Source organism: Rhodococcus sp. ARC_M6 (assembly GCF_022810305.1).
Classification (GTDB): Bacteria; Actinomycetota; Actinomycetes; order Mycobacteriales; family Mycobacteriaceae; genus Rhodococcus_F.
Genome location: NZ_JALGQH010000001.1, coordinates 456,642 through 479,791, shown reverse-complemented (window position 1 = coordinate 479,791; position 23,150 = coordinate 456,642). Strand labels below are relative to the sequence as shown.

21 protein-coding genes and 1 riboswitch are annotated in these 23,150 nt (G+C 61.8%); of the genes, 10 read left to right on the top strand and 11 right to left on the bottom strand.

Annotated elements, in window-relative coordinates:
- Positions 1 to 34: 34 nt before the first annotated feature.
- Complete coding sequence (locus tag MTX36_RS02145) at positions 35 to 820, bottom strand: amino acid ABC transporter ATP-binding protein (RefSeq protein ID WP_243618103.1); 786 nt, start codon at positions 818 to 820, stop codon at positions 35 to 37.
- Positions 817 to 1,791, bottom strand: a complete 975-nt coding sequence (locus tag MTX36_RS02140) for an amino acid ABC transporter permease (protein ID WP_243618102.1) — start codon at positions 1,789 to 1,791, stop codon at positions 817 to 819. Before MTX36_RS02140 ends, MTX36_RS02145 begins: the two co-directional genes overlap by 4 nt.
- Positions 1,792 to 1,965: 174 nt before the next feature.
- Positions 1,966 to 2,060, bottom strand: a riboswitch (SAM riboswitch).
- A 201-nt stretch (positions 2,061 to 2,261) separates the two neighbouring features.
- Between MTX36_RS02140 and MTX36_RS02135 the strand changes: the two genes are divergently transcribed.
- From MTX36_RS02135 to MTX36_RS02125, 3 genes are all read left to right on the top strand, one after another.
- Positions 2,262 to 3,029, top strand: coding sequence for a sulfite exporter TauE/SafE family protein (locus tag MTX36_RS02135; protein ID WP_243618101.1), 768 nt, complete (start codon positions 2,262 to 2,264; stop codon positions 3,027 to 3,029).
- A 37-nt stretch (positions 3,030 to 3,066) separates the two neighbouring features.
- Complete coding sequence (locus MTX36_RS02130) at positions 3,067 to 3,885, top strand: HAD-IIA family hydrolase (protein ID WP_243618100.1); 819 nt, start codon at positions 3,067 to 3,069, stop codon at positions 3,883 to 3,885.
- 105 nt (positions 3,886 to 3,990) lie between these two features.
- Positions 3,991 to 5,760 carry an alkaline phosphatase gene (locus tag MTX36_RS02125; protein ID WP_243618099.1) on the top strand — a complete coding sequence of 590 codons (1,770 nt, stop codon included), beginning with the start codon at positions 3,991 to 3,993 and terminating at the stop codon, positions 5,758 to 5,760.
- A gap of 77 nt (positions 5,761 to 5,837) precedes the next feature.
- Here the strand turns inward: MTX36_RS02125 and MTX36_RS02120 are convergent, their stop codons facing one another.
- From MTX36_RS02120 to MTX36_RS02110, 3 genes are all read right to left on the bottom strand, one after another.
- Complete coding sequence (locus MTX36_RS02120; protein WP_243618098.1) at positions 5,838 to 7,061, bottom strand: O-succinylhomoserine sulfhydrylase; 1,224 nt, start codon at positions 7,059 to 7,061, stop codon at positions 5,838 to 5,840.
- Positions 7,058 to 7,477, bottom strand: coding sequence for a rhodanese-like domain-containing protein (locus tag MTX36_RS02115; protein WP_243618237.1), 420 nt, complete (start codon positions 7,475 to 7,477; stop codon positions 7,058 to 7,060). Before MTX36_RS02115 ends, MTX36_RS02120 begins: the two co-directional genes overlap by 4 nt.
- A 63-nt stretch (positions 7,478 to 7,540) precedes the next feature.
- A complete protein-coding gene (locus MTX36_RS02110; protein WP_243618097.1) occupies positions 7,541 to 7,966 on the bottom strand; it encodes a hypothetical protein in 426 nt (141 codons plus the stop codon).
- A 229-nt stretch (positions 7,967 to 8,195) separates the two neighbouring features.
- On the opposite strand from MTX36_RS02110, the gene MTX36_RS02105 reads away from it, so the two are divergent.
- Together MTX36_RS02105 and MTX36_RS02100 are read left to right on the top strand one after the other, a co-directional pair.
- Positions 8,196 to 9,590, top strand: coding sequence for an FAD-dependent oxidoreductase (locus MTX36_RS02105; protein ID WP_243618096.1), 1,395 nt, complete (start codon positions 8,196 to 8,198; stop codon positions 9,588 to 9,590).
- A gap of 142 nt (positions 9,591 to 9,732) precedes the next feature.
- On the top strand, positions 9,733 to 10,587 hold the full coding sequence (locus tag MTX36_RS02100) for an amidohydrolase family protein (protein ID WP_243618095.1): 855 nt from the start codon (positions 9,733 to 9,735) through the stop codon (positions 10,585 to 10,587).
- Here MTX36_RS02100 and MTX36_RS02095 read toward each other — a convergent pair.
- The 4 genes from MTX36_RS02095 to MTX36_RS02080 form a co-directional block, all read right to left on the bottom strand.
- Positions 10,491 to 10,973 carry a DUF456 domain-containing protein gene (locus MTX36_RS02095; protein WP_243618094.1) on the bottom strand — a complete coding sequence of 161 codons (483 nt, stop codon included), beginning with the start codon at positions 10,971 to 10,973 and terminating at the stop codon, positions 10,491 to 10,493. The genes MTX36_RS02100 and MTX36_RS02095 overlap by 97 nt on opposite strands.
- Positions 10,970 to 12,205, bottom strand: a complete 1,236-nt coding sequence (purT, locus tag MTX36_RS02090; protein ID WP_243618093.1) for a formate-dependent phosphoribosylglycinamide formyltransferase — start codon at positions 12,203 to 12,205, stop codon at positions 10,970 to 10,972. The genes MTX36_RS02095 and purT overlap by 4 nt, the downstream gene beginning before the upstream one ends.
- A 70-nt stretch (positions 12,206 to 12,275) precedes the next feature.
- The gene (locus MTX36_RS02085) at positions 12,276 to 13,682 is read right to left on the bottom strand and encodes a diguanylate cyclase (protein WP_243618092.1); all 1,407 of its coding nucleotides are present in this window, start codon (positions 13,680 to 13,682) and stop codon (positions 12,276 to 12,278) included.
- Positions 13,683 to 13,929: 247 nt separating this feature from the next.
- The gene (locus tag MTX36_RS02080) at positions 13,930 to 14,076 is read right to left on the bottom strand and encodes a hypothetical protein (protein WP_243618091.1); all 147 of its coding nucleotides are present in this window, start codon (positions 14,074 to 14,076) and stop codon (positions 13,930 to 13,932) included.
- 511 nt (positions 14,077 to 14,587) lie between these two features.
- Here MTX36_RS02080 and MTX36_RS02075 point away from each other — a divergent pair.
- The 3 genes from MTX36_RS02075 to MTX36_RS02065 all read left to right on the top strand — a co-directional run bounded on the left by MTX36_RS02075 (position 14,588) and on the right by MTX36_RS02065 (position 19,651).
- Positions 14,588 to 16,321 carry an ABC transporter ATP-binding protein gene (locus MTX36_RS02075; RefSeq protein WP_243618090.1) on the top strand — a complete coding sequence of 578 codons (1,734 nt, stop codon included), beginning with the start codon at positions 14,588 to 14,590 and terminating at the stop codon, positions 16,319 to 16,321.
- Complete coding sequence (locus MTX36_RS02070) at positions 16,318 to 18,426, top strand: ABC transporter ATP-binding protein (RefSeq protein ID WP_243618089.1); 2,109 nt, start codon at positions 16,318 to 16,320, stop codon at positions 18,424 to 18,426. Before MTX36_RS02075 ends, MTX36_RS02070 begins: the two co-directional genes overlap by 4 nt.
- 124 nt (positions 18,427 to 18,550) lie before the next feature.
- On the top strand, positions 18,551 to 19,651 hold the full coding sequence (locus MTX36_RS02065; RefSeq protein ID WP_243618088.1) for a CaiB/BaiF CoA-transferase family protein: 1,101 nt from the start codon (positions 18,551 to 18,553) through the stop codon (positions 19,649 to 19,651).
- A 54-nt stretch (positions 19,652 to 19,705) separates the two neighbouring features.
- Here MTX36_RS02065 and MTX36_RS02060 read toward each other — a convergent pair whose 3' ends face one another.
- Entirely contained in the window at positions 19,706 to 20,794 is a 1,089-nt protein-coding gene (locus MTX36_RS02060; RefSeq protein ID WP_243618087.1) for a methyltransferase domain-containing protein, read from the bottom strand.
- Positions 20,795 to 20,868: 74 nt separating this feature from the next.
- Complete coding sequence (locus MTX36_RS02055) at positions 20,869 to 22,344, bottom strand: PLP-dependent aminotransferase family protein (RefSeq protein ID WP_243618086.1); 1,476 nt, start codon at positions 22,342 to 22,344, stop codon at positions 20,869 to 20,871.
- 61 nt (positions 22,345 to 22,405) lie between these two features.
- On the opposite strand from MTX36_RS02055, the gene MTX36_RS02050 reads away from it, so the two are divergent.
- Both MTX36_RS02050 and MTX36_RS02045 read left to right on the top strand, forming a co-directional pair.
- Positions 22,406 to 22,636, top strand: a complete 231-nt coding sequence (locus MTX36_RS02050) for a hypothetical protein (protein ID WP_243618085.1) — start codon at positions 22,406 to 22,408, stop codon at positions 22,634 to 22,636.
- 33 nt (positions 22,637 to 22,669) lie between these two features.
- The gene (locus tag MTX36_RS02045) at positions 22,670 to 23,140 is read left to right on the top strand and encodes a hypothetical protein (RefSeq protein WP_243618084.1); all 471 of its coding nucleotides are present in this window, start codon (positions 22,670 to 22,672) and stop codon (positions 23,138 to 23,140) included.
- The last annotated feature ends 10 nt before the right edge of the window (positions 23,141 to 23,150 follow it).

Genomic DNA, 23,150 nt, shown 5'->3' with positions numbered 1-23,150 from the left:
CAAGTTTTCCTTTCAGGAAACGGCTATGAGTACGTCAGAGGACGCGAGAGAGAAATGCTTGGGTGCGTTCGTGAATCGGATTGTCGATGACCTGCGGTGGAGGGCCCTGCTCGACGATCACCCCGCCGTCCATGAACACGACCGTATCGGCGACTTCGCGGGCAAACCCGACCTCGTGTGTGACGATGACCAGAGTGGCACCGTCACGGGCCAATTGGGCCAGTACCTCGAGAACTTCGCCGACCAGTTCGGGGTCGAGCGCCGACGTCGGTTCGTCGAAGAGAATCACTGCGGGCCGCAGTGCCAACGCTCGGGCGATAGCAACACGCTGTTGCTGGCCACCGGAAAGCTGCCGCGGATACTGGTCGGCTTTGTCGGCTACGCCCACCCTTTCGAGCAAAGCCCGCGCCTCTCGGTACACCTCGTCACGGTCGCGCTTCTGTGCCGACAGTGGCGCTTCCACGACGTTCTCGAGTGCGGTCAGATGTGGGAACAAGTTGAAGTTCTGGAACACGAACCCGATGTGCGAGCGCTGCTTCAGGATTTCACGGTCGCGGAGTTCGTGGAGCCGATTTCCCTTGCGCCGGTATCCGATCAGTTCTCCGTCGATCCGCACGGTGCCACGATCGACCTTCTCGAGATGATTGAGAGTGCGCAGCAGTGTGGACTTGCCGGAACCGGACGGCCCGAGGATGACCGTCACCTCGCCCTTGCGGACCAGGAGGTCGACTCCGGCAAGCACTTCCAAGGCACCGAACGATTTATGGATCCCACGCGCTTCAACGGCATACGCCGTATTGTCGATCAGTTCTGCAGTCATCGAGTCGCACCTCTCGGAATGTCGAGACGCGCATCGCGAATCTCTTCCAACTTGTTGCGCACCTTCTGCAAAGGCGTCAACGGGAGAGCACGAGCCGACCCGCGGGCGTAGTGCCGCTCGACGTAGTACTGGCCGATAGACAGCAGTGTGGTGAGAATGATGTACCAGATGGTCGCGACCATCAACAACGGCACCACGCGCCCGTTGCGCCCGAAGATGACCTGCACCTGATAGAACAGTTCGGCGATCGCCATGGTCGAGACGATGGATGTGCCCTTGAACAGTCCGATCACTTCGTTGGCGGCGTTGGGAAGTATCGCCCGCATCGCCTGCGGGAGAATGATTTTGAAGAACTGTCGACTACGAGGAATGCCGAGAGAATGGGCCGCTTCGATCTGTCCGTGATCTACCGAGATGATGCCGGATCGGATGATCTCCGCCGAGTACGCAGCCTGGTGTAGTGCCAAACCTATTACTGCTGCGGTGAATCCGCCGATCACACCACTGACCTGGAACGTGAAGAATTCCGGGCCGAACGGTATTCCGAGAGAAAGCGTCTGGTAGAGGTACGTGATGTTGAACCAGAAGAGCAACTGCACGATCAGGGGAATCGAGCGGAACGCCCAGATGTAGGTCCAGGCGATCACCTGCAGTACCGGATTCTTCGACAGCCGGCCGAGCGCCAGGAAGACACCGAGGCCGAACCCGAGGAACGTTCCCCACAATGTCAGCTTGATCGTCATCCACAGCGCAGCCAGCACCGATTTCGCGGTGAAGTACTGAGCGAATGTCGGCCAGTCCCAGCCCGGATTGACAACAAGTCCGTGAATGAACTGGGCAAGAAGAACGAGCACGATCGCGCTGATCATCCACCGAAACGGATGCCAGGTTCGAGCAACGACAAGTTCCGAATCCGGGAGTTTCTGCTCGGCCACCGACGCTTCGGGGCGGACATCGGTGGGTGCACTCACGGCGCACCACCTGACGGTGTGGACATCACAAATAGACCTTTCGGGAAGGGCGGGAACGCAACTGCGCGGGGGCGGAAAGTGAGCCGGAGTCAGCGACAGTGACACGAAGCCGTGCGGCACAGGTCGATGTGACGCCGACTGTGGGACGCGTGCGAAGTGGAACCCATGTGATGCCTTCCATCGGTCCTGGCGGTAGCACCCGCTCCCGAAGGTTCGGTGGGTTGCTGCGACGTCGACGAGCCAGGTCTCTCGGTCGCTCTGGATGGTGAGCAAAGACTAGACGCAGAATTCTCTGTCGTCAAATGTCGTATTTCCCTGCGTTGCAAGGGAAATGCTGTCGATCAGGGGTTGAATTCGCGCTGATTTCAACACTGTCCGAAGATCAAAACACGGTGTTGAATGGAAGAGCCGAAACTGCGGTACCGAGCCACCGAACGGTCCTCGATCAGCCCTGCCGTACCGTCTGCAACGTGAGTGGACTCGACGCATTTATCATTCTGCTGGCCGGCGTAGGCGCGGGCGCAATCAACGCCGTCGTGGGCAGCGGAACCCTGATCACCTTCCCGACGCTCGTCGCGTTCGGCATGCCTCCGGTGACGGCGACGATGTCCAATGCCGTCGGACTTGTTGCCGGCGGGGTGTCGGGAACCTGGGGGTATCGACGCGAACTCTCCGGGCAGTGGGATCGGCTTCGCTGGCAGATCCCGGCGTCGTTCGCGGGTGCTGTTCTGGGATCGTGGCTGCTTCTGCATCTCCCCGAGAAGCTGTTCGAAACAATTGTGCCGATCTTGCTCATTCTTGCCCTGGCGCTCGTGGTGCTTCAGCCTCGCATCCAGGCGTGGGCGAAGAAGCGCTCCACCACCGAAATGGAACTGTCTCCCACACGGTTGATGCTTCTGACCGGCGGAACGTTTGCGGTCGGTATCTACGGCGGCTATTTCACCGCCGCGCAGGGCATTCTGTTGATCGGGGTGATGGGTGCCATCCTCCCCGAAACCCTGCAGCGAATGAACGGCGCCAAAAACCTACTCGCACTGATCGTCAATATTGTCGCAGCCGTCATGTACACAACCCTGCGGTTCGATCAAATCAACTGGGCCGCTGCAGGATTGATTGCCGTGGGCTCGCTCGTCGGAGGTGTGCTCGGAGCCCGCTACGGTCGTCGACTCTCACCGACCGCGTTGCGCGGCACCATCGTCGTCGTCGGCTTGATCGGTCTGTGGCGTTTGCTCGCTTAACTGCCCACTTCGGTCGCCGTTCCCACATACTGGAGATATGACCAAGACCGCGGATCAAACCCAGTGGACTTACCTGATGGACATGGACGGAGTTCTTGTTCACGAAGAGCACTTGGTGCCCGGTGCGGATGTCTTCCTCGCGGAGTTGGCGTCAAACGAGATTCCGTACATGGTGCTCACCAACAATTCCATCCGGACACCGCGAGACCTGCGCGCCCGCTTGCTCAATTCCGGCCTCGACATCCCCGAGAAGTCGATCTGGACATCGGCACTTGCGACGGCCACATTCCTCGGCAACCAGCGACCTCACGGCAGTGCGTATGTCGTCGGCGAATCCGGTTTGACGACAGCCCTCCACGACATCGGATATGTCCTGACCGACAGCGATCCCGATTACGTCGTGCTGGGTGAGACGCGTACCTATTCGTTCGAGGCGATCACCACTGCCATCAGGCTGGTCGAGCGAGGTTCACGATTTATCGCCACCAATCCCGACGCCACCGGACCCTCACGCGACGGTTCCCTCCCGGCCACAGGTTCCGTCGCAGCCCTCATCACCAAGGCCACGGGACGCGAACCGTACTACGTCGGTAAGCCGAACGCCCTCATGATGCGGTCCGCACTGCGGGCAATCGGTGCCCATTCCGCCAATACCCTGATGATCGGCGACCGGATGGACACCGACATCGTGTGCGGTCTGGAAGCCGGACTGCAGACGATTCTTGTGATGACCGGGATTTCCACGCGAGCTTCCGTGGAACTTTTTCCGTACCGGCCCACCATCGTGCTGGAATCTGTGGCCGACCTCGTCGGAACTACGACGGATCCGTTCCGCGAGGCCACGAACAATTCCTGATCCTGGGGATCTTTGCCACCTCAGTTAGATGAACATTTGTCCAACAAATCGGATTTCAGCGTCTAGGGTCTTGAATGTCAATCCCCTACGCATCCGAGGTGGCTCGTGTCAGTTCCTCCCCGCAATGTCTCCCGTCGCGCCGTCCTGGCCGGCCTAGCCGCACTCGGTAGCGCCAGCTTGCTGCCCGCCACCGCGCACGCCACCCCCGTTCTGCGCCAGGCGCCGGACACTGTAGCGGGGTTGATCCGCAACCCTGAATTCGGCAACGGCGTCATGGCCGGCGTGCCCCGTACCGATGGCGCGACACTCTGGACGCGGGTCGGCGGTGCTTCCGGCACCGGCAGCGTGGGGAGCAGTTCCGGCAGCCTGGGAAGTAGTTCCGGCAGCTTGGGCAGTAGTTCCGGCAGCTTGGGCAGTAGTTCCGGCAGCTTGGGCAGCTTAGGCAGCAGCACCGGCAGCTTAGGCAGTGCCGGCAGTAGCGCAGCCGGCGGCGAACTTGCATTGATCGTGTCCACCCGTGAGGACCTGTCCAGCCCGGTACTCGCCGAGCGCGTGCAGGTTCGCGAAGATGCCGACGGCACAGTGCATTTCGACGCCAACGGGCTGACCCCGGGCGAGACCTACTACTACCAGTTCCGCGGCGACGGAAACGAGTCGCCGGTCGGTCGCTTCCGGACGCTGCGGCCCGCCGATTCCAACGAGCCGGTCCGCATCGGCTGGTTCACCTGCCAGGGCTATGAGACGGGTTACTACAGCGCGCACCGGCACCTCGCCGCGGAGGACCTCGACTTCGTCGTATGCCTCGGCGACTACGTGTACGAGTTCACCGGGGCGGGTGTTCGTGGCCTTGACACCAACCCGTTCCCGCAGAACCTCGAGGGTATGCGCGAGAAGTACCGCATGTACCGCACGGACTCGGACCTGCAGCTGATGCACAGCCAGCATGCCTTCATCCCGATCTGGGACGACCACGAGTTCCGCAATAACTACAGCCAGGACGGCTGGACCTTCCCGGTGATCGCACCGATCGATACCGCGCTCGGCTTCCAGCAGAAGAAGCAGTGGGCGTGGCAGTCGTGGTTCGAGCACATGCCGGTGCCGCGCTTCTCCGACGACCCACTGCGGACGTACCGCTCGCTGCGGGTAGGCAAGACGGTGGAACTGTTCGCGCCGGACAGTCGGCAGTACCGCGACGTGCAACCGGATGGCGACGTGGACCACACCGTCTCCCCGCACGCCGACGCTCCGGGCCGGACCATGTTGGGCGCGACGCAGAAGAGTTGGCTGATCAATGGCCTGGCCCAGTCCGACGCGCAGTGGAAGGTCATTGCGAACGCCAGCATGATGATGGGCATGGTGACCCAGGACGACGGCGCCCGCGGCTACTACGACACCTGGGACGGGTACGGCGCCGAGCGAACCGAGATCCTGTCTGCCGCCGCCCAGTCGGTCGAGAATCTGGTGCTGGTCACCGGCGACGACCATGACGGGTGGGCCGGCGAGCTCTGGGACACCGGGTTCGCGCCGGGCACGCTCAGCGGCGACCAGGGGAACCCGCCGGGGACCCAGCGTGCGGGCGTCGAGTTCGTCGTTCCGTCAGTCACTTCCCCGAATACCGGGGACGGCGGCGCGACCGGCAGTAGCAGCGGCGGCAACATCCCGGGTGCGCGTGCCGAGGAGATCAGCCGGCGGGCCAAGAACCCGCATGTCAAGCATGTCGACATGGTCAGCCACGGCTACGGCGTCCTCTCGTGTGACCAGAACGAGGCGCGAATGCAGTTCCGATCTGTCGACAAGTCGGACCCCAATGCGGGCGTGACGACGTCGAAGACAGTGCGGACGCCGACTGGTCAGTCAGTGATCGAAGACGTGTAATCGAAGCCGTGCAATCCGAAAAACTCCGCCCGCCCGAGAGAACTTCCCGGGCGGGCGAAGTTGTGAAATCTGGAAACTTATCCCAGAGCACGCTTCAGATCGGCAAGCAAATCCACCGTATCTTCGAGGCCCACGGACAGTCGTACAACACCGTCGGTAATACCCACTGCTGCACGGCCTTCCGGGCCCATAGCCCGGTGAGTGGTGGTGGCGGGGTGAGTGATCAGCGACTTGGAGTCACCCAGGTTGTTGGAGATGTCGATGACCCGTAGACCGTTGAGCACCTCGAACGCGCGCTTCTTGCCGTCACCGCCGGGAGCGTTGAGCTCGAACGTGACAACCGTTCCGCCGCCGCTCATTTGAGACTGCGCGAGCTCGTACTGCGGATGCGACTTCAAGTACGGGTACTTGACCCACTTGACGCCGGGGTGCGCTTCAAGCATTTCTGCGATCTCGAGGGCCGAGGCCACGGAGTGCCGCAAACGTACCGGCATGGTCTCGAGGCCCTTGAGCAACGTCCAGGCATTGAACGGACTGAGCGCAGGACCGGTGTGCCGCATCAATTCTCGGACAGGACCGCTGATGTATTCCTCGGTACCGAGAATCGCGCCACCGAGCACGCGGCCCTGACCGTCGATGTGCTTGGTGCCGGAGTACACAACGACGTCGGCACCCAATTCGAGGCTGCGCTGCAGGAGCGGCGTCGCGAAGACGTTGTCCAGCACCACCTTTGCACCGGCTGCATGCGCAAGTTCGGATACGCGTCGTACGTCCACCAAAGACTGCATGGGGTTGGACGGCGTTTCGAAGAACACCGCGGTAGTGGGCACGGACAGCGCTTCTTCCCACTGCGCGTTGTCTTCACCGTCGACAAAAACGACGTCGACGCCCCAACGCGGGAGGATTTCGTTGCACACCACGAAGCACGAGCCGAAGAGGCTGCGCGCGGCAACCAAACGGTCGCCGTTGGCCAGCAACGCGCCCAAAGCCGTGAATACGGCGGACATTCCGCTGGCTGTCGCAAAGCACGCTTCTGCACCTTCGATGAGACGCAAACGCTCTTCGAACATCTTGACCGTCGGATTGCCGTAGCGGGAGTAGACAAAATGGTCTACCTCACCGGTGAAGGCTTGTTCGGCGGCTTCTGCACTCTCGTAGACGAATCCGGAGTTGAGGAACAACGCTTCGGAGGTTTCCTCGAAGCCCGTTCGCATCAGTCCGCCGCGAACACCGAGCGTGCCGAGGCCTACATCGTCCGGCAACGCCCGCTGAAATGCGCCGCCCTGAGGAATTCCGCTCACTGCTGCCTCCACGGCAAGCCGAGGGCCCGCCAACCTACAACTCCGCGGTGTCCGTCGGCATCCAAGGCGCCTTCGAATCCGTCGAGCACGTTGTACGACGGACCGATGCCCGCCGCTGTCGCGATTTCTGCTGCGCCGATGGACCGCTGTCCGGATCGGCAGAGGAATATCACGGGATTGTCGGAACCGGAAACGATGCCGGATTCCTTCAACTGGTCGACAAAATTGTCGTTGCGTGTGCCGTTCGGGTAGCTCACCCATTCGATCATCACAGCCGACTTGCCGAGGGACGTGACATCGGGGATACCGACATACTTCCACTCCGCGTCGGTCCGCACGTCGACCAGCACTGCGTCGGGGTTTTCGCGGAGCAGCGCCCAGGCTTGCTCCGGCGTCAGATCGCCTGCGTAACTCACGTCGTCCATGTTTTCACAGCATCGCCATTTTCACCGCACCGCCCCGAGCACCACCGTGGACGGTCAGCTGCAGACGTCCCAACCTTCACCGTCGCGCGTGAATGTCCAGGCCTCGACCTTGTTTCCCAGCCCGCCGCCGGAGAGCCTGACATCGGCTTGGGCGCGGTCACCGGTCACTACGGGATTGTCGACGCCGGCCAGCTCGACCTCGCCGTTCGCAGCTGCGAGCGCGTCGCTCTGCTTGTCGAAGTTCGCGCAGGTCAGACTCTGCAGAGTCTTGGTGTCGTTCTTGTTGTGCGCGGCAACGTAGTCCGCGACGGTACGGGAGATCCGATCGGTTTCGGTGACGTTGTCCTCGGCCGGTGACATCGCGGACGCAACGAAGATGCCTCCGAGGATCAGCGCAACGATTGCCACTGCCAGGAGAAACGGTCCGGCTGAGGCTGTCTTGTTTTCGGAGTTGTCGGAATCGCGTAGCTGGTCACTCATGGAACCAATACTCCCCCACAACCACAGCTTGTGGCCTGCCAAGGAGCGGCCCCCTACCCTTCTGCTCCCTCACCGCGGAAGAATGGGAAGAAAGAAAAGGTTTACCCACGCCGCTTCGAGTGGGAGTGTGAACCGGTCGAGCCGCAATCACGACACTGCGCTTAGGTTCGGCTAAATTGATTTATTGTCGATACGTTGTCCGAACTTCGAAGAAGGTAGCTGTCTACAGATGACTGACTCCAATCGCCCACTCCGGGTCGCGATCGTCGGCGCCGGCCCCGCCGGCATCTACGCAGCCGACGCACTCATGAAGTCCGACACCGCAGTCTCCGGCCGCGGCGTCAGCATCGACCTCTTCGAGCGCATGCCCGCGCCCTTCGGACTCATCCGCTACGGCGTCGCCCCGGACCACCCGCGTATCAAGGGCATCATCACCGCCCTGCACAAGGTCCTCGACAAGCCGCAGGTCCGCCTCCTCGGCAACATCGACTACGGCACCGACATCACCCTCGATGACCTGCAGTCGTTCTACGACGCCGTCATCTTCTCCACCGGCGCCAACGCCGACCGCGCGCTCGGCATCCCCGGCATCGACCTCGACGGTAGCTACGGCGCCGCCGACTTCGTCTCCTGGTACGACGGCCACCCCGACGTCCCGCGTGAATGGCCGCTCGACGCCGAGAAGGTCGCAGTCCTCGGCGTCGGCAACGTCGCCCTCGACATCGCCCGAGTCCTCGCGAAGACCGGCGACGAACTTCTCCCCACCGAGATCCCCGCCAACGTCTACGAGGGCCTCAAGAACAACAAGGCCATCGAGGTCCACGTCTTCGGACGACGCGGCCCCGCCCAGGCGAAGTTCACACCCCTCGAACTGCGTGAACTCGATCATTCCCCCACCATCGAGGTCATCGTCGACCCCGAGGACATCGACTACGACGAGGGTTCCGAGCAGGCTCGCCGTAACTCCAAGCAGGTCGACATGGTTTCGAACACCTTGCAGGACTGGGCAATTCGTGACGTCGGAAACCGCCCGCACAAACTGTTCCTGCACTTCTTCGAATCTCCCACCGAGATTCTGGGCGAAGACGGCAAGGTCGTCGGCCTTCGCACCGAGCGCACCGCGCTCGACGGCACCGGAAACGTCAAGGGCACCGGCACCTACAAGGACTGGGATGTCCAGGCCGTCTACCGCGCTGTCGGTTACCTCTCGCAGAACGTCACGCAACTGCCGTTCGACGACCAGGCCGGCACCGTCCCCAATGACGCCGGACGCGTTGTTGCCGACGAAACCGCTGAGGGCGAGGCCCGGTTCATGCCGGCCACCTACGTCACCGGTTGGATCAAGCGCGGCCCCGTCGGCCTCATCGGCCACACCAAGGGTGACGCCAACGAGACCGTCGCCAACCTCCTCGAGGATTCGGCCAACTTCACCCCCGCCGCAAACCCCGACGAGAATGCCGTTGTCGAATTCCTCGAAGGCAAGCAGGTTCCGTACACGACGTGGCAGGGCTGGTACCGCCTCGACGCGCACGAGCGCAGCCTCGGCGAGCCCGAAGGCCGTGAGCGCATCAAGGTCGTCGAGCGTCACGACATGCTGAAAGCATCCGAGCCCGACAGGGCCTAATTGCCGGACCCCGACACCGCATAACAGCAGGTCAAACAGACCGATCGGCCCGATATGACGAAAATTCGCTCCAGAGCGACTCACGTCACATCGGGCCGATCTTCTGTGCAAGGTCATATCGGCAGCGTGCAAAATGGATGGTGTGTTTGATGCCCACGTTCACATCATCGATCCGCGCTTCCCGCTGGTCGAGAATCACGGGTACCTACCCCAACCCTTCACCGTCGCCGATTACCGGTCCAAAGTCGCTTCTCTCGACGGTCTCCGAGTAGACGGCGGAGCAGTCGTCACCGCGTCCTATCAGGGCACCGATCAGGAGTATCTGAAGGCCGCACTCGCCGAACTCGGCCCGGGATGGGTGGGCGTCACCGCACTCGGACACGACGCCACCGACGAGGAGATCGTTGCGCTCGACGCTGTCGGCGTTCGCGCAGTCCGATTCAATCTTCGGCGCGGAGCAACAGACCTGAGGGAACTCTCGGACCTGGCCAACCGAGCCTTCGATCTGGTCGGCTGGCACGCCGAGTTCTACGTCGACGCCACCCTCCTACTCTCTCTCGAACCGGTCTTCGGGAAACTGCCCGCCGTCGCCATCGACCACCTGGGCATGTCGACGCGGGGGCTCCCCTATCTACTCAACCTGGTCGACCGCGGTGTGAAGGTCAAAGCCACCGGCTTCGGCCGCACTACCATCTCCGATGTCGGCGACGTGCTCCGTCAGATCCACCGGGTCAATCCGCAAGCCTTGATGTTCGGGACGGATCTACCGGGAACCCGGGCCCGCCGCGCCTTCGAGAGCCACGACCTCGATGTGATTGCCGAGGCCGTCGGCGACGACCTCCCGGCAGTGATGGGTGGCAATGCCCGGGCCTGGTACCGGTGCGACTCCCGAGCCGACGCTCAGACCACAACGACTGCGCCCAGCCAGAGTCCGGCCGCAACCAACGCGCCGAACAGTTCCACCACCATGGACAACCCGACGGCCTTCACTGCGTGAAGCGTCGACGCCCACGCAATGTTGAAATTGCGTAGTCGTATCCATTCCGCGACATAAGTTCCCAGGACAAATCCGAGGAACAACCCCACGACGGGTACCACGAAGAATCCGATGATCCCGACAACACCGCCGATCATCACGGACAGGTTGGGAACTCCCCCGTCGCGCATCCGCTGGCCCGGCCACGTGTACTTCACGACGCCGGTGACCACCAAGGCGAGAGCCGCCAGTACGAAGACCGTCCACGCGGTAGCACCTCCGGTCATCAAGGCCCACAACAGTATTGCTGCCAAGATCAGCAGGGTTCCCGGAATGATCGGCACGACAACGCCGACCAGTCCGACCAGAATGACTAGTCCTACAACAACTTCGGCCGCTGAACTCATCCGACGGGACGAACCTTCGACGCGGCCTCCCGGGCGCGCGCACGGGCGGTCTCGACATCAACGGCCGTCGACACAGCGACACCCATCCGTCGACGCAGGAAGCTTTCCGGCTTTCCGAAGAGCCGGAGTTCGGTTTCGGGAACCGCGAGAGCCTCGGCTACACCGTCGAATCCGATGCCCTTCGCCTCGATACCGCCGTAGATGACGGCCGACGCACCCGGTGATGTGAGCGTTGTGTCGACCGGCAATCCGAGGATCGCACGCGCATGTAGTTCGAATTCCGAGAATCGCTGGGTACGCAGCGTCACCAGGCCGGTGTCATGTGGGCGCGGGCTGACTTCGGAGAAGTACACGTCGTCGCCCTTGACAAACAATTCGACGCCGAAGATTCCCCGACCGCCGAGCGCCGTGGTGACCTTTTCGGAAACCGCACGAGCCGCAGCGAGCGCAGCGTCGGACATACGCTGGGGCTGCCAGGACTCGATGTAGTCACCGGCCTGCTGCAGGTGCCCGATCGGTTCGCAGAACGACGTGACCACACTGCCGTCGGCGGATACGGACCGCACCGTCAATTGTGTTATCTCGTAATCGAAATCAACGAAACCCTCGACGATGACGCGACCGTGATTGACACGGCCGCCGGCCATCGCGTAATCCCACGCGGCACCGAGCTCGTCGGCGGAACGTACCGTCGACTGCCCCTTTCCCGAGGACGACATAACAGGTTTGATGACGCACGGAAATCCGATGCGCTCCGTCGCGATCTGTACTTCTTCGAGTGAATCCGCGAAGGCGTAGGGCGACGTGGGCAGCCCCAGTTCTTCGGCGGCGAGGCGCCGGATGCCTTCACGATTCATAGTCAACTGTGTTGCCCGCGCCGTGGGGATCACCACGGTCTCACCGCGTTCTTCGACGACGGCCAGCGCATCGGTGGCGATGGCCTCGATCTCGGGAACCACAAAATGCGGCTTTTCCAGTTCGATCACGGCAAGCAACGCCTCGGGATCACTCATGTCGACGGTGTGCGCCCGATGCGCAACCTGGTGACCCGGAGCGTCGGAGTATCGATCTACCGCAATCACTTCGACGCCCAACCGCTGCAACGCGATGATGACTTCCTTGCCCAGTTCACCGGAGCCCAGCATCATCACTCGAATCGCATTCTCGGTGAGTGGTGTACCGAAACGTAGGGGCAGAACGGACTGATGTGTGGGTGTCGAATCAAGCTGCATGGGTGCGACTATATGCCAATCCCGATGCAGGTCAGAGCTAGTGCGGATCAGCCAGGTGACAGGTTCAGGTCTACCCGGAGATATGACGCTTCGGCACCATACCGCTGACATCTCGCGCTTTGACGAGGTTTCGGCCACTCTCCTTGGCGTCGTACATCGCCTCGTCGGCCGCGATCATCAACGCAGCCAATCGCGGCGTCGGGTGATCTGCCCATGCAAGTCCGATACTGACGGTGCTTGCAACTCCGGAGGCTGTCGATTCCTCGACCTGCGCTGACCGGATCGCCTCCGCGACTTCCGAGGCACGGGCGAAACTGGAACCGGTGAGCAGGACTGCGAATTCCTCGCCGCCCAGTCTTCCGACCAGATCGGCGTCCGATACCCGATCGGCCGCGCGGGCAGCGAAGTCCGAGAGCACCGTATCGCCGGCCATGTGCCCGTGGGTGTCGTTGATGTTCTTGAAGTGGTCGAGATCGAGCATCAGCAAGCCGACGGGCAATTGTGTTTCCGATTCACGCCGAAGTTGTTCCTCGGCTTGCCGGAGGAAGGCTCCCCGCGAGAGAACTCCCGTGAGGTTGTCGTATTCGACGGCTCGAAACAGCTCACGCTCAGCTGCTCGACGCTCCTGCGTGGCACACGCCACCGCAATCGGCCCCAGCGCGATCAGCGTGACTGCAATCGACGTGATGACATCCTCCGACCAGTTTATGTGGCCCTGTTCGCCGACATCCAGACGCCCGGTGTCGGCCATCATGAGCGACCACACCGACCAGACCACTGAGACAAAGGCTGTGCTCGGAACCGAAATACGGGTGGCGCACCACAGCAACGCCGGAATGGGGAGGACAAGTGCGATCGGCCCCTCGATCCTGAGCGCGATCGGAACGCAGGCTGCGGTCGCGAGCAGCGGAACCAACATCGTTCCTATGGTCTGCAATGTCAGTTTTCTGCGAAGGTCCGCAAATCCGGAGGGAATAGTCACGGACAGAATCAGCGGCAGCACCAAGAGGTACGCCATGAACTCTGTGCTACCCCAGTGAACGAGTGTGTCGGTGAACGATTCCTCTCGAATCACCCGATCCAGTAGTCCTGCGGTCGAAGCAGTTGCGATGGCGCTTGCCGCGCCGATAATGACCATCCACATCAACGCATTCGAATCGACAAGCCGAAACGGTATGCGCTTCGTGCAGCGGAGCAAGAGCACACCGAATGTGACACCGACCAGATTTGCACCGTTCAGTTGCACTGCCATCGACAGGGCGCTGCCTGTCAGCAGATCAGCGCTCAAATAGCCGGCCATCGCAGCCATCCAGGTGGGCCATTCGATCAAGACGGGCCACCGCATCATCATTCCCAGCAACAGCGCATTTGCGCACCAGAAGGTTGCCAGGAGCCCGGGTGCCCGGGTGAGGATTCCGACGAGGGCTGCGGCCAGGACAACAACGAAGACAGTGAGTAACCGCATTGTGCGACTCATCCTTGCCATCGTTCACCTCACCCCGGATTTAGTACCTAGGCGCAGCGGAGGGGAGCCTCGAACTGTCCGATCGACCAATCCAGCTACATAACAGTTAACAGCCACTGGTCCATCGTACGCAACCAGGTCGACCGGACAACAGGCAAAGCGTAAAAACGAATTGCCCCCCACCCGAATAGACGGACAGGGGGCAATACGAAGCGATCAAACTACCGCAGTACCGAGCGCTCGGTGCGTGGGCCGCAGCTTAGCCGGATGAGCCGAGAAGTCCAGCGAGAGAGCCGGCTCCACCGGTTTCACTGGATCCGTCGGCCAACGAAGAGGTGTCGACAGACTTGAGGAAAACACCGAGTGCAGCGAGCAGAGGTCCGAGTGTGCTGAGCGATCCGAACATAGGAATTTCTCCTGTTATGTGAGGTGGTGTGAATGTTCAGCGCCGCTTCGGTCGCAGGCGGTGACCGAAGCAGCCCGGGAACCCCTGACACAGAGGGGCAGAAATTCTGTCGCCCCCTGCGACATCCCGAGCTGTGATGCAGCGCACGAAACTGCGCTGATTGCATTTATAGACGGCCCGATCTCGATTGTCTAGCTACCTGACCGCTAATTAGCGTTACTAGACCTAACATTTTTCGATAAATCTGCAGCTAGAGCCGATTATTTTAAGTAACGGAACAATAACAATGTGTTGTAGATCACGTCTATTTGTGGGCAAAATGGATTACTAGACAACTTTCAGACACATTTTGCCACATTCCGGTCGTAACCCCACATCTGCCGTCGCGACTCCACGTTCAATTCGGAATAACCTCAGCAATCGCACGAGTCGGTGCCCGCAAGGATGTGCATCTGTCATACCGTGTGCATGTGATCAATCCGGAACGCGTGGCAGCCCGAACGGGATCGCCGTGCTAGCAAAGCTGCTCAAGGCATACCTGCCTCCGTACCGTTGGCTCCTCGCAGGAGTGCTGGCACTACAACTGTTCGGCGCAATCGCGGCGCTCATCCTGCCCACCTTGAATGCCCGAATCATCGACGACGGCGTCGCTCGTGGTGACACCGGATTCATCATGTCGACCGGCGGAATCATGCTGCTGGTCTCCTTGGCGACGATCCTTGCCTCGGTCGCATCCACGTTCCTCGCCGCCAAGTCCTCGATGGGCTTCGGTCACGACGTCCGAGCAGCGGTCTACAAGGCCGTCGGCAGCTTCTCTGATCGCGAGTTCTCCGGTTTCGGGGCGCCCACATTGATCACCAGAAATACCAACGACGTACTGCAGATCCAAACCCTCGTGATGCTGACTGCGTCGATGCTCGTCAGTGCCCCGCTCATGTGCATCGGCGGAATCGTCATGGCGCTGCGGGAGAACCTGCAGATGTCGTGGCTCTTGACTATCTCGGTGCCGCTTCTGGGTATTACCGTCGCTGTAGTCATCGCCCGACTGATCCCGCACTTCCGCACCATGCAGACCCGGATCGACAACATCAACCGCTCACTTCGTGAGCAACTCACGGGTATGCGCGTCATCCGCGCGTTCGTCCGCGAACCCGACGAAACGATGCGTTTCGACAAAGCCAACAAGGAACTGACCGACACGGCCATGCTCATCGGCCGGTATCAAGCTGTACTCATGCCGACGATCATGCTGATCGCCAACATGTCCAGCGTCGCAGTCCTGTGGTTCGGTGCGCACCTCGTCGACACCGGCGACATGCAGATCGGACAGATCAGCGCATTCCTCGCCTACGTCATGCAGATCCTGATGTCCGTCCTGATGGCAACGATGCTGGCCGTCGTCATTCCGCGCGCCGCTGTCTGCGCCGACCGCATCACCGAAGTGATCGACACCGAGCCGTCGGTGCCGGCACCGACGCAGCCTCTACGCCCGACAAACCCGTACGGCGTCGTCGAGTTCGGTGGAGCCGGGTTCAGCTACCCCGGTGCCGAAACTCCCGTCCTGAGCGGTGTGTCGATGCGTTGCCTCCCCGGAACGTTCACAGCCATCGTCGGCAGTACCGGCAGCGGGAAGTCCACCCTCGTTTCACTCATCCCACGCCTCGTCGACGTCACAGCAGGAGCCGTCCTGATCGACGGCCTGGACGTCCGCGGCTGGGATCAGGACGAACTGTTCACCAACTTCGGTTACGTGCCGCAGAAGGCCTATCTGTTCGCCGGGACCATAGCCACCAACATCAGATACGGAAACCCGGCCGCGACCGACGCGGAAATCTGGGATGCGCTCACCATCGCGCAAGCCGACGGCTTCGTCGGTGAGCTTTCGCAAGGCCTGGACTCACCGATCTCCCAAGGCGGAACGAACCTCTCCGGTGGTCAGCGTCAACGACTGGCCATCGCCCGCGCCGTCGTCCGCAAGCCGCGGATCCTCGTGTTCGACGATTCTTTCTCGGCACTCGACATGCACACCGATGTAGCCGTCCGCGCCGCACTACGCGCAGTCACGACCTCGACAACAGTCATCGTCGTCGCGCAACGTATTTCTTCCATCGTCGACGCCGACCAGATCATGGTCCTCGACGACGGGTCGCCCGTCGGACTCGGTGACCACAACTTCCTCCTGGCCAACTGCCCCACGTACCAAGAGATCGTGGCGTCCCAGATTCCCGCGGAGCTGAGCGCATGACCAATCCGCAGGATCCCACCTTCGGCGCGGCACATCGCCAGTATTTCGACGACACCCCGACCGTCGTCTTCGCAAAGATCCCGGCAGAACCTGACGCCTCCGACAATGCCCCGTCCCCGGCCGATCCCCCACCGACCGGTCCCCCGCCAGGCGACGCTCCCAAGCCCGCGGGCGACGCCGAACCCAAACCGCCCCAGGCGTCGACCACGCCGGCCACAAAACCCAAGCAGTTCAAAGCCACGATGAAACGGCTTCTGGCACTGCTGAAGCCGCACAAGCTTGCCGTGTTCGTCGTACTTGTTGCGACGATCACCAGTATCGCGCTCTCGGTTGCGGTTCCCAAGATCCTGGGCCACGTCACCGACCTCATCTTCGCCGGATTCATCGGCAAGAGCCTGCCTGCTGGTCTCACTCGCGAACAGGCCGCGGAAGTCATTCGCGCATCGGGTAATTCGACGTTCGCGGATCTCGTCGCCAACTCGTCCGACGTCGTTCCGGGCGTCGGACTGGACTTCGACGCCATCGGCAAGGTCATCATGCTCGCCATCGGCGTGTACGTACTGGCATCGTTGCTGGCCTGGGTCGAAGCGTTCCTGCTCAACATCATCGTGCAGCGAACGATCTACAAGTTGCGTGCCGAAGTCGAAGCAAAAATTCACCGACTTCCGTTGCCCTACTTCGACAGAACACCACGCGGCGAAGTCCTCAGCCGTGTCACCAACGACATCGACAACGTGGCGTCTACCTTGTCTCAGACGTTGACCTCGCTGCTGACATCCGTGTTGACCGTCGTCGGCGTCCTCGTGATGATGTTCGTCATTTCGCCGATGCTCTCGCTGATCGCACTGATTGCCGTGCCCGTATCGGTACTGCTGGTAGCCCGCGTCGCAAAGCGAGCCCAGGTTCTCTTCAAAGCGCAGTGGGAAGAAACCGGCAAGATCAACGCGCAGATCGAGGAAACCTACAGTGGCCGCGATCTCGTTCGTGTCTACGGACACCAGGCCGAGGCCGAGCGCGAGTTCGCGGTACAGAACAAGAAACTGCTCGACGCATCGTTCGGTGCCCAGTTCCTGTCCAGCTTGATCATGCCGGTGATGAACTTCGTCGGAAACATCACTTACGTGCTGCTCGCAGTAGTGGGCGCGCTCAAAGTTGCCAGCGGCAACATGTCACTTGGCGACGTCCAGGCCTTCATCGTCTACTCGCGCCAGTTCAGCTCACCGCTCACCCAGATCGCATCGATGTCGTCCAGCCTGCAGTCCGGGGCGGCGTCGGCGGAACGCGTCTTCGAACTGCTCGACGAGCCCGAACAGTCCCCCGACATCGACGTTCCGCTCCTGCCCGAGCAGGCCGGCCGCCATCGCAGCGTCGGCACTGTCGTTTTCGACAACGTCTCGTTCCGTTACGACAAGGACAAGCCGCTCATCGAGAACGTCAGCCTCACTGCCGGATCCGGTCAGACCGTCGCCATCGTCGGACCCACCGGCGCCGGCAAGACAACCCTCGTCAACCTCCTCATGCGGTTCTACGAAGTTGATTCCGGCCGAATCACCATCGACGACATCGACATCGCGCACATGCGTCGCGCGGACCTCCGCAAGCATGTCGGCATGGTCCTGCAGGACACCTGGCTGTTCGGCGGCACCATTCGCGAGAACATCGCCTACGGCCGCATCGGTGCCAGCGAACACGACATCCAAGAAGCCGCCCGAGCAGCGTTCGTGGACCGTTTCATCCACACCTTGCCCGACGGCTACGACACCATGCTCGACGAGGAAGCGTCCAACATCAGTTCGGGCGAGAAGCAGCTCATCACGATCGCTCGAGCATTCCTCTCCGAGCCTTCGCTTCTGATCCTCGACGAGGCAACCAGCTCCGTCGACACCCGCACGGAGCAGCTTGTGCAGCACGCCATGTCCGCTCTGCGGACCGGGCGCACCAGCTTCATCATCGCGCACCGACTCTCCACCATCCGTAGTGCAGATCTGATCGTGGTGATGGAAGCCGGTCAAATCGTCGAACAAGGCACACACGATCAACTGATCGCCCACGGCGGCGCGTACTTCCGCCTCTACAACGCACAATTCGAGGGCGCCGCGGTCTGATTCACCGACCCCGGCGTGTGATCGCAGACTCCTGATACCGACATAGTGCCCCGGGGCACACCCTTCTGGCCCGACAGGTTACCGTCGGGCCAGAAGCAAATTCACCGTCGGAAATGGAGTTCGTGTGTCTGCAGAAACCGTGGAGAAAAAGGGCCCGCTCGCGGGTATTCGGATCGTCGAATTCGCCGGACTGGGACCAGGTCCGCACGCGGCAACACTGCTGGCCGACATGGGTGCCGACATCGTCATCGTGCAGCGCGCCGCCCCGATCCCGCAGGACGCCGGATCAACCGATCAGATCAAGCGCGGACGCCGCATCGTCGAAGCCAACCTCAAGGATCCGGCCGACGTCGCAAAGGTCCTGGACCTGATCGAGCGCGCCGACGTCGTCATCGAGGGCTTCCGTCCCGGCGTAATGGAACGCATGGGCCTGGGCCCCGACGTTGCCCTCGAGCGCAATCCTCGTCTGGTCTACGGCCGTATGACGGGCTGGGGCCAGGAAGGCCCGCTGGCCAGCGCAGCCGGTCACGACATCAACTACATCTCCCTCACCGGTGTCCTCAACGCCATCGGTCGCAAGGGTGAACGCCCCGTTCCGCCGCTCAACATGGTCGGCGATTTCGGCGGCGGTTCCATGTTCCTGATCTTCGGCATCCTGTCCGCCCTCGTCGAACGCTCCGTCTCCGGCAAGGGGCAGGTCGTCGACGCTGCCATGGTCGACGGCACCCTCGCGCTCTCACACATGATGTGGGCGTTCCGTGGCCGTGGCGTCTGGTCCGACGAGCGTGGCGTCAACCTCCTCGACACGGGCGCACCGTTCTACGACACCTACGAGACCTCCGACGGCAAGTACATGGCCGTCGGATCCATCGAACCGCAGTTCTACGCACTGCTTCTCGAGGGCCTCGAGATCGATCCCGCGTCGCTCCCCCACCAGATGGATTCGAGCAAGTGGGACGACACAAAGGTGCTCTTCACCGAGAAGTTCCTCTCGAAGACCCGCGACGAATGGGCCAAGATCTTCCTCGGCACCGACGCGTGCGTCTCGCCGGTCCTGACCTTCGCCGAAGCACCGTCCAACGAGCACATCGCCGCCCGCGGTTCGCTCATCGAAATCGACGGCGTCACCCAGCACGCTCCGGCCCCGCGCTTCTCGCGCACACCGGCTGCAGTCCCGTCCGCGCCGGCTCGTGAGGCGACGGATATCGAGACGGTCTGGAAGTAGTCCTTGCTGTGCGCCTTTATTAACCGCCGGCGGTTAATAAAGGCGCACAGGGCGCTAGCCCAATCGGTAGAACCGCAGGAACTCGTGCTCGATCGGCAGCACATCAACCCTCTCGAAACCTGCTGCCAAAGCGTAACTTTCGAGAGTCGACTTCCGCATCACCGTTCCCGTTCCGACGCTCCCCGGATGCGCGAGACTGTCCGGCAGGCAGCACGTCAACGAAAATCCGTAGAGCAGTTGCTCCACCTTCCCGGCCTCAGGATCAAAAGTATCCGCAGTCCGCTCGTCGACGACGATCACCGGTGCACCCGGCTGTCCAATCGACCGGGCGGTCGAGAGGAAACCCACCGGATCCGGCACGTCGTGCACACACTCGAAAGCAAAAACGGCGTCGTAGGTGCCCGTGTCCGCACGCCCCGGTTCATGCGCCTGGCCCGCGACGTCAACCAACGAGAAATGAACGCGGTCGTCGACGCCGTTGTCCCGGGCGTGACGCCGCGCCGCTGCCACCGAGGCCGCGTCCACGTCGAAGCCGTGAACCTCGACGTTCGGGTAGCCGAGCGCAAGCGCCACTGACGACCAGCCCTCGCCCATGCCGAGATCGGCGACCTTGGCGCCGCCGGTCAACGTCGCATGCAAATCCGCAATGGTCGGCAGAAATTCCTGACACAACTGCCGTAGATACATCGGCCGATTCATCAACGCCTGGCCTTCACGGGCGTCCGGACCCATCGATTCCCACGTGACCCCGCCGCCGTGGCGATACACGTCGAGCAACCGCGGCATCGACGTCGTCGTCGCAACGAACATGCGCGCCAACGGCGTCAGATACAGCAGGCTGTCACAATCGAGCAGCACGGCGGCATGCTCGACAGAGAGGCTGTATCGACGGTCGGAATCGGCATTGACGTCGAGATACCCCGACACAGCCTGATGCTCCAACCATTCGCGGGCATACCGCTCGACCGTTGCAGTCCGGTCGGCTAGTTCCGTCGACGTGAGCGGGCCATGATCGGCGAGTGCCCGGTACCAGCCGAGCCGATCACCGAGATACACCGCTTGGAGTTCGGCAGCACCGAGCGTGGCCTCGAACAGTCGTTCCGCCAAAGTCTCCGATGCGTTGTTTGCCTCAGTCGCTGTCATCGATGTCTCCTCAGGTCACCCCTCATTGCCAGTGTGTACCCATATAACCGATCAAAGCGAAGAACCGAGAAATATCAGACGACAACCATCCGCTGGTCGGCAGCGTCCCGATCGGTGGCAAGTGTGTCGTAGGCAGCGGCGATGGAAGCAACTCCGCGAACAAGGTCATCCGACGATCGTGCATACGGCACCCGGATGAACCGCTCGAAAGCACCTTCGACGCCAAATCTGGGGCCGGCTGCGAGCAGTACCCCGAAGTTGGGTGCCACCGCCGCCAACGCCGTGGACACGGGGGCAGACATGCGCATCCACACCGACATTCCGCCCGAGCCGATGGTGGGGGTCCAGTCCGGAAGTCGCTCGGCTACCGCGTCGAGCAGCACGGCTCGCTGCTGACGAAGTACTTCGCGACGCTCTTCGAGTATCAGTCTGTCATCGGCCAGGAGGTACGCTGCGGCAAGCTGATCCATGATCGGCGTACCGAGGTCGACGGCCGCTCGCGCTCCCACCAACTGCGTGATCAGTGCAGAATCCGCTCGAATCCAGCCCACGCGCAGCCCGCCCCACAGCGATTTCGCGGTGGATCCGAGTGTCACCACATCCGTTTTCGCAGATCCGCGACAGTGAGCGGCCACCGGCGCCGGCGGCGGACCGTCCAGCCACAGATCCACCATCGTCTCGTCGACAACAAGCGTCATTCGGGTTTCGTGGGCGATCTTCGCGAGTTCCGCGCGTCCGGCGGCATCCATGCACAGGCCCGTCGGGTTGTGAAAATCAGGAATGAGATAAGCCATGCGAGCTGCGGTTTGCCTTGCCGCACTACGAATTCCGTCAAGATCCCACGCTCCCGCCGCAGCAAACTCGGGACGAACCGGAACCGGAACCGGGCGTGCACCGTTTCGCCGAATCGCTTCCAGCGCATTGGGATACGTCGGGTGATCCACCAGCACTCGCTCGCCGGGCGAGGTAAGCACGGACAACAACAGTCGCAGGGCGTGCTGCGCGCCGGACGTCACCATGATCTGTTCGGGAGTGGTGGGCAACCCTCGGGCGGTGTAGCGCCGAGCGATGACGTCACGCAGATCACCGATACCGATCGGCTCCATACCGTGAGTGGGCAGAAACTCCGGAAGTGCCGCCAGCGCAGACGCATACGCGAGTTCTACTTGCGCCGCAGGAGCCGCCATCGCGGCGTAACTGAGGTCTACGACGGGACCGCTGGGGCCCGGTTGGTGCGAGCGGAACATCAACCCGTTGGGCCGCGCACCGGCCGGCAATGCGACAGTACTGCGCGAGCCTTGCTTGCTGATCAGATAGCCCTCGTCCCGCAGAACCGAGTACGACGACGTGATCGTGGTCCGGCTGAGTTCGAGCACCGTTGCCAGTTCACGCTCACTCGGCAGCGCCACTCCCAGCGGGATGCGGCCGTCGTGCACCAGCAGGCGGATACCGTCGGCCAATGCACGATAGGCGGGGCGTCGACCCGACTCTTCCTGCCACGACCCAAGATCACGGGCAAGTGAGCGGGCACCGAGAACTCGAGTCATCATGCGGTCCAGTATCGACAACTTGGCTATATATTTCAATACCAGTCGGCTCGATCATGAGTGCATGACTACCTTCGCGACCCTCATTGGCTTCGGAATCTTCGTGGCTGCCGTGTACTTTTTTGCACCCGCCGACGGCGAGGGAGCATTCATCCGCACGGAACAGTTTCGCCTGGCTGCACCCCTTGGCGGGGCCTTCCACACCAGGCCGGAAGCCGGCGCTGACAAACGTGTCGGTGCCCTGTGCGATTGTGATGAAGGGGAAGAAATCATCAATCTCAGTCCAGTTCCATAAAACTGGACTCTTTCTGCTTGACGAAAGGCTCCAATGCCCGATTCTAAGAAGATTCTCTACATCGACCTCGACAACACACTCGTCAACTTCCAGTCCGGTATCGATCGTCTCACCGACAACGTTCGCGAAAAGTTCAAAGACGACCTCGACGAAGCGCCGCACATCTTCTCACGGATGGACCCCGTCGACGGCGCCATCGAGGCGTACCACCAGCTCGCAGAGCAGTTCGACACCTACATCCTGTCGACAGCACCCTGGAAAAACGCAACAGCGTGGCACGACAAAGTTCTATGGGTTCAGGAATACCTCGGAATGGAGGAGGGCAGCGTCGCGTACAAGCGGTTGATTCTCTCGCACCACAAACATCTCAACCGCGGCGATTTCCTGGTCGACGACCGCGGCGCCAACGGAGCCGACAAGTTCGACGGCGACTGGATCAAGTTCGGCACCACCAAGTTTCCCAACTGGAAGACAGTCACCGACTACCTCGCGAAGCGCGCCTGAAACACGAAAT

What these genes read in the sequence shown, in the direction of transcription:
- MTX36_RS02085 (WP_243618092.1), bottom strand. Translation starts at nt 13,682, where the DNA reads ATGAGTCGCACAATGCGGTTACTCACTGTCTTCGTTGTTGTCCTGGCC.
- purT (WP_243618093.1), bottom strand. Translation starts at nt 12,205, where the DNA reads ATGCAGCTTGATTCGACACCCACACATCAGTCCGTTCTGCCCCTACGT.
- MTX36_RS02070 (WP_243618089.1), top strand. Translation starts at nt 16,318, where the DNA reads ATGACCAATCCGCAGGATCCCACCTTCGGCGCGGCACATCGCCAGTAT.
- MTX36_RS02095 (WP_243618094.1), bottom strand. Translation starts at nt 10,973, where the DNA reads ATGAGTTCAGCGGCCGAAGTTGTTGTAGGACTAGTCATTCTGGTCGGA.
- MTX36_RS02110 (WP_243618097.1), bottom strand. Translation starts at nt 7,966, where the DNA reads ATGAGTGACCAGCTACGCGATTCCGACAACTCCGAAAACAAGACAGCC.
- MTX36_RS02045 (WP_243618084.1), top strand. Translation starts at nt 22,670, where the DNA reads ATGCCCGATTCTAAGAAGATTCTCTACATCGACCTCGACAACACACTC.
- MTX36_RS02105 (WP_243618096.1), top strand. Translation starts at nt 8,196, where the DNA reads ATGACTGACTCCAATCGCCCACTCCGGGTCGCGATCGTCGGCGCCGGC.
- MTX36_RS02130 (WP_243618100.1), top strand. Translation starts at nt 3,067, where the DNA reads ATGACCAAGACCGCGGATCAAACCCAGTGGACTTACCTGATGGACATG.
- MTX36_RS02050 (WP_243618085.1), top strand. Translation starts at nt 22,406, where the DNA reads ATGACTACCTTCGCGACCCTCATTGGCTTCGGAATCTTCGTGGCTGCC.
- MTX36_RS02080 (WP_243618091.1), bottom strand. Translation starts at nt 14,076, where the DNA reads ATGTTCGGATCGCTCAGCACACTCGGACCTCTGCTCGCTGCACTCGGT.
- MTX36_RS02055 (WP_243618086.1), bottom strand. Translation starts at nt 22,344, where the DNA reads ATGATGACTCGAGTTCTCGGTGCCCGCTCACTTGCCCGTGATCTTGGG.
- MTX36_RS02060 (WP_243618087.1), bottom strand. Translation starts at nt 20,794, where the DNA reads ATGACAGCGACTGAGGCAAACAACGCATCGGAGACTTTGGCGGAACGA.
- MTX36_RS02145 (WP_243618103.1), bottom strand. Translation starts at nt 820, where the DNA reads ATGACTGCAGAACTGATCGACAATACGGCGTATGCCGTTGAAGCGCGT.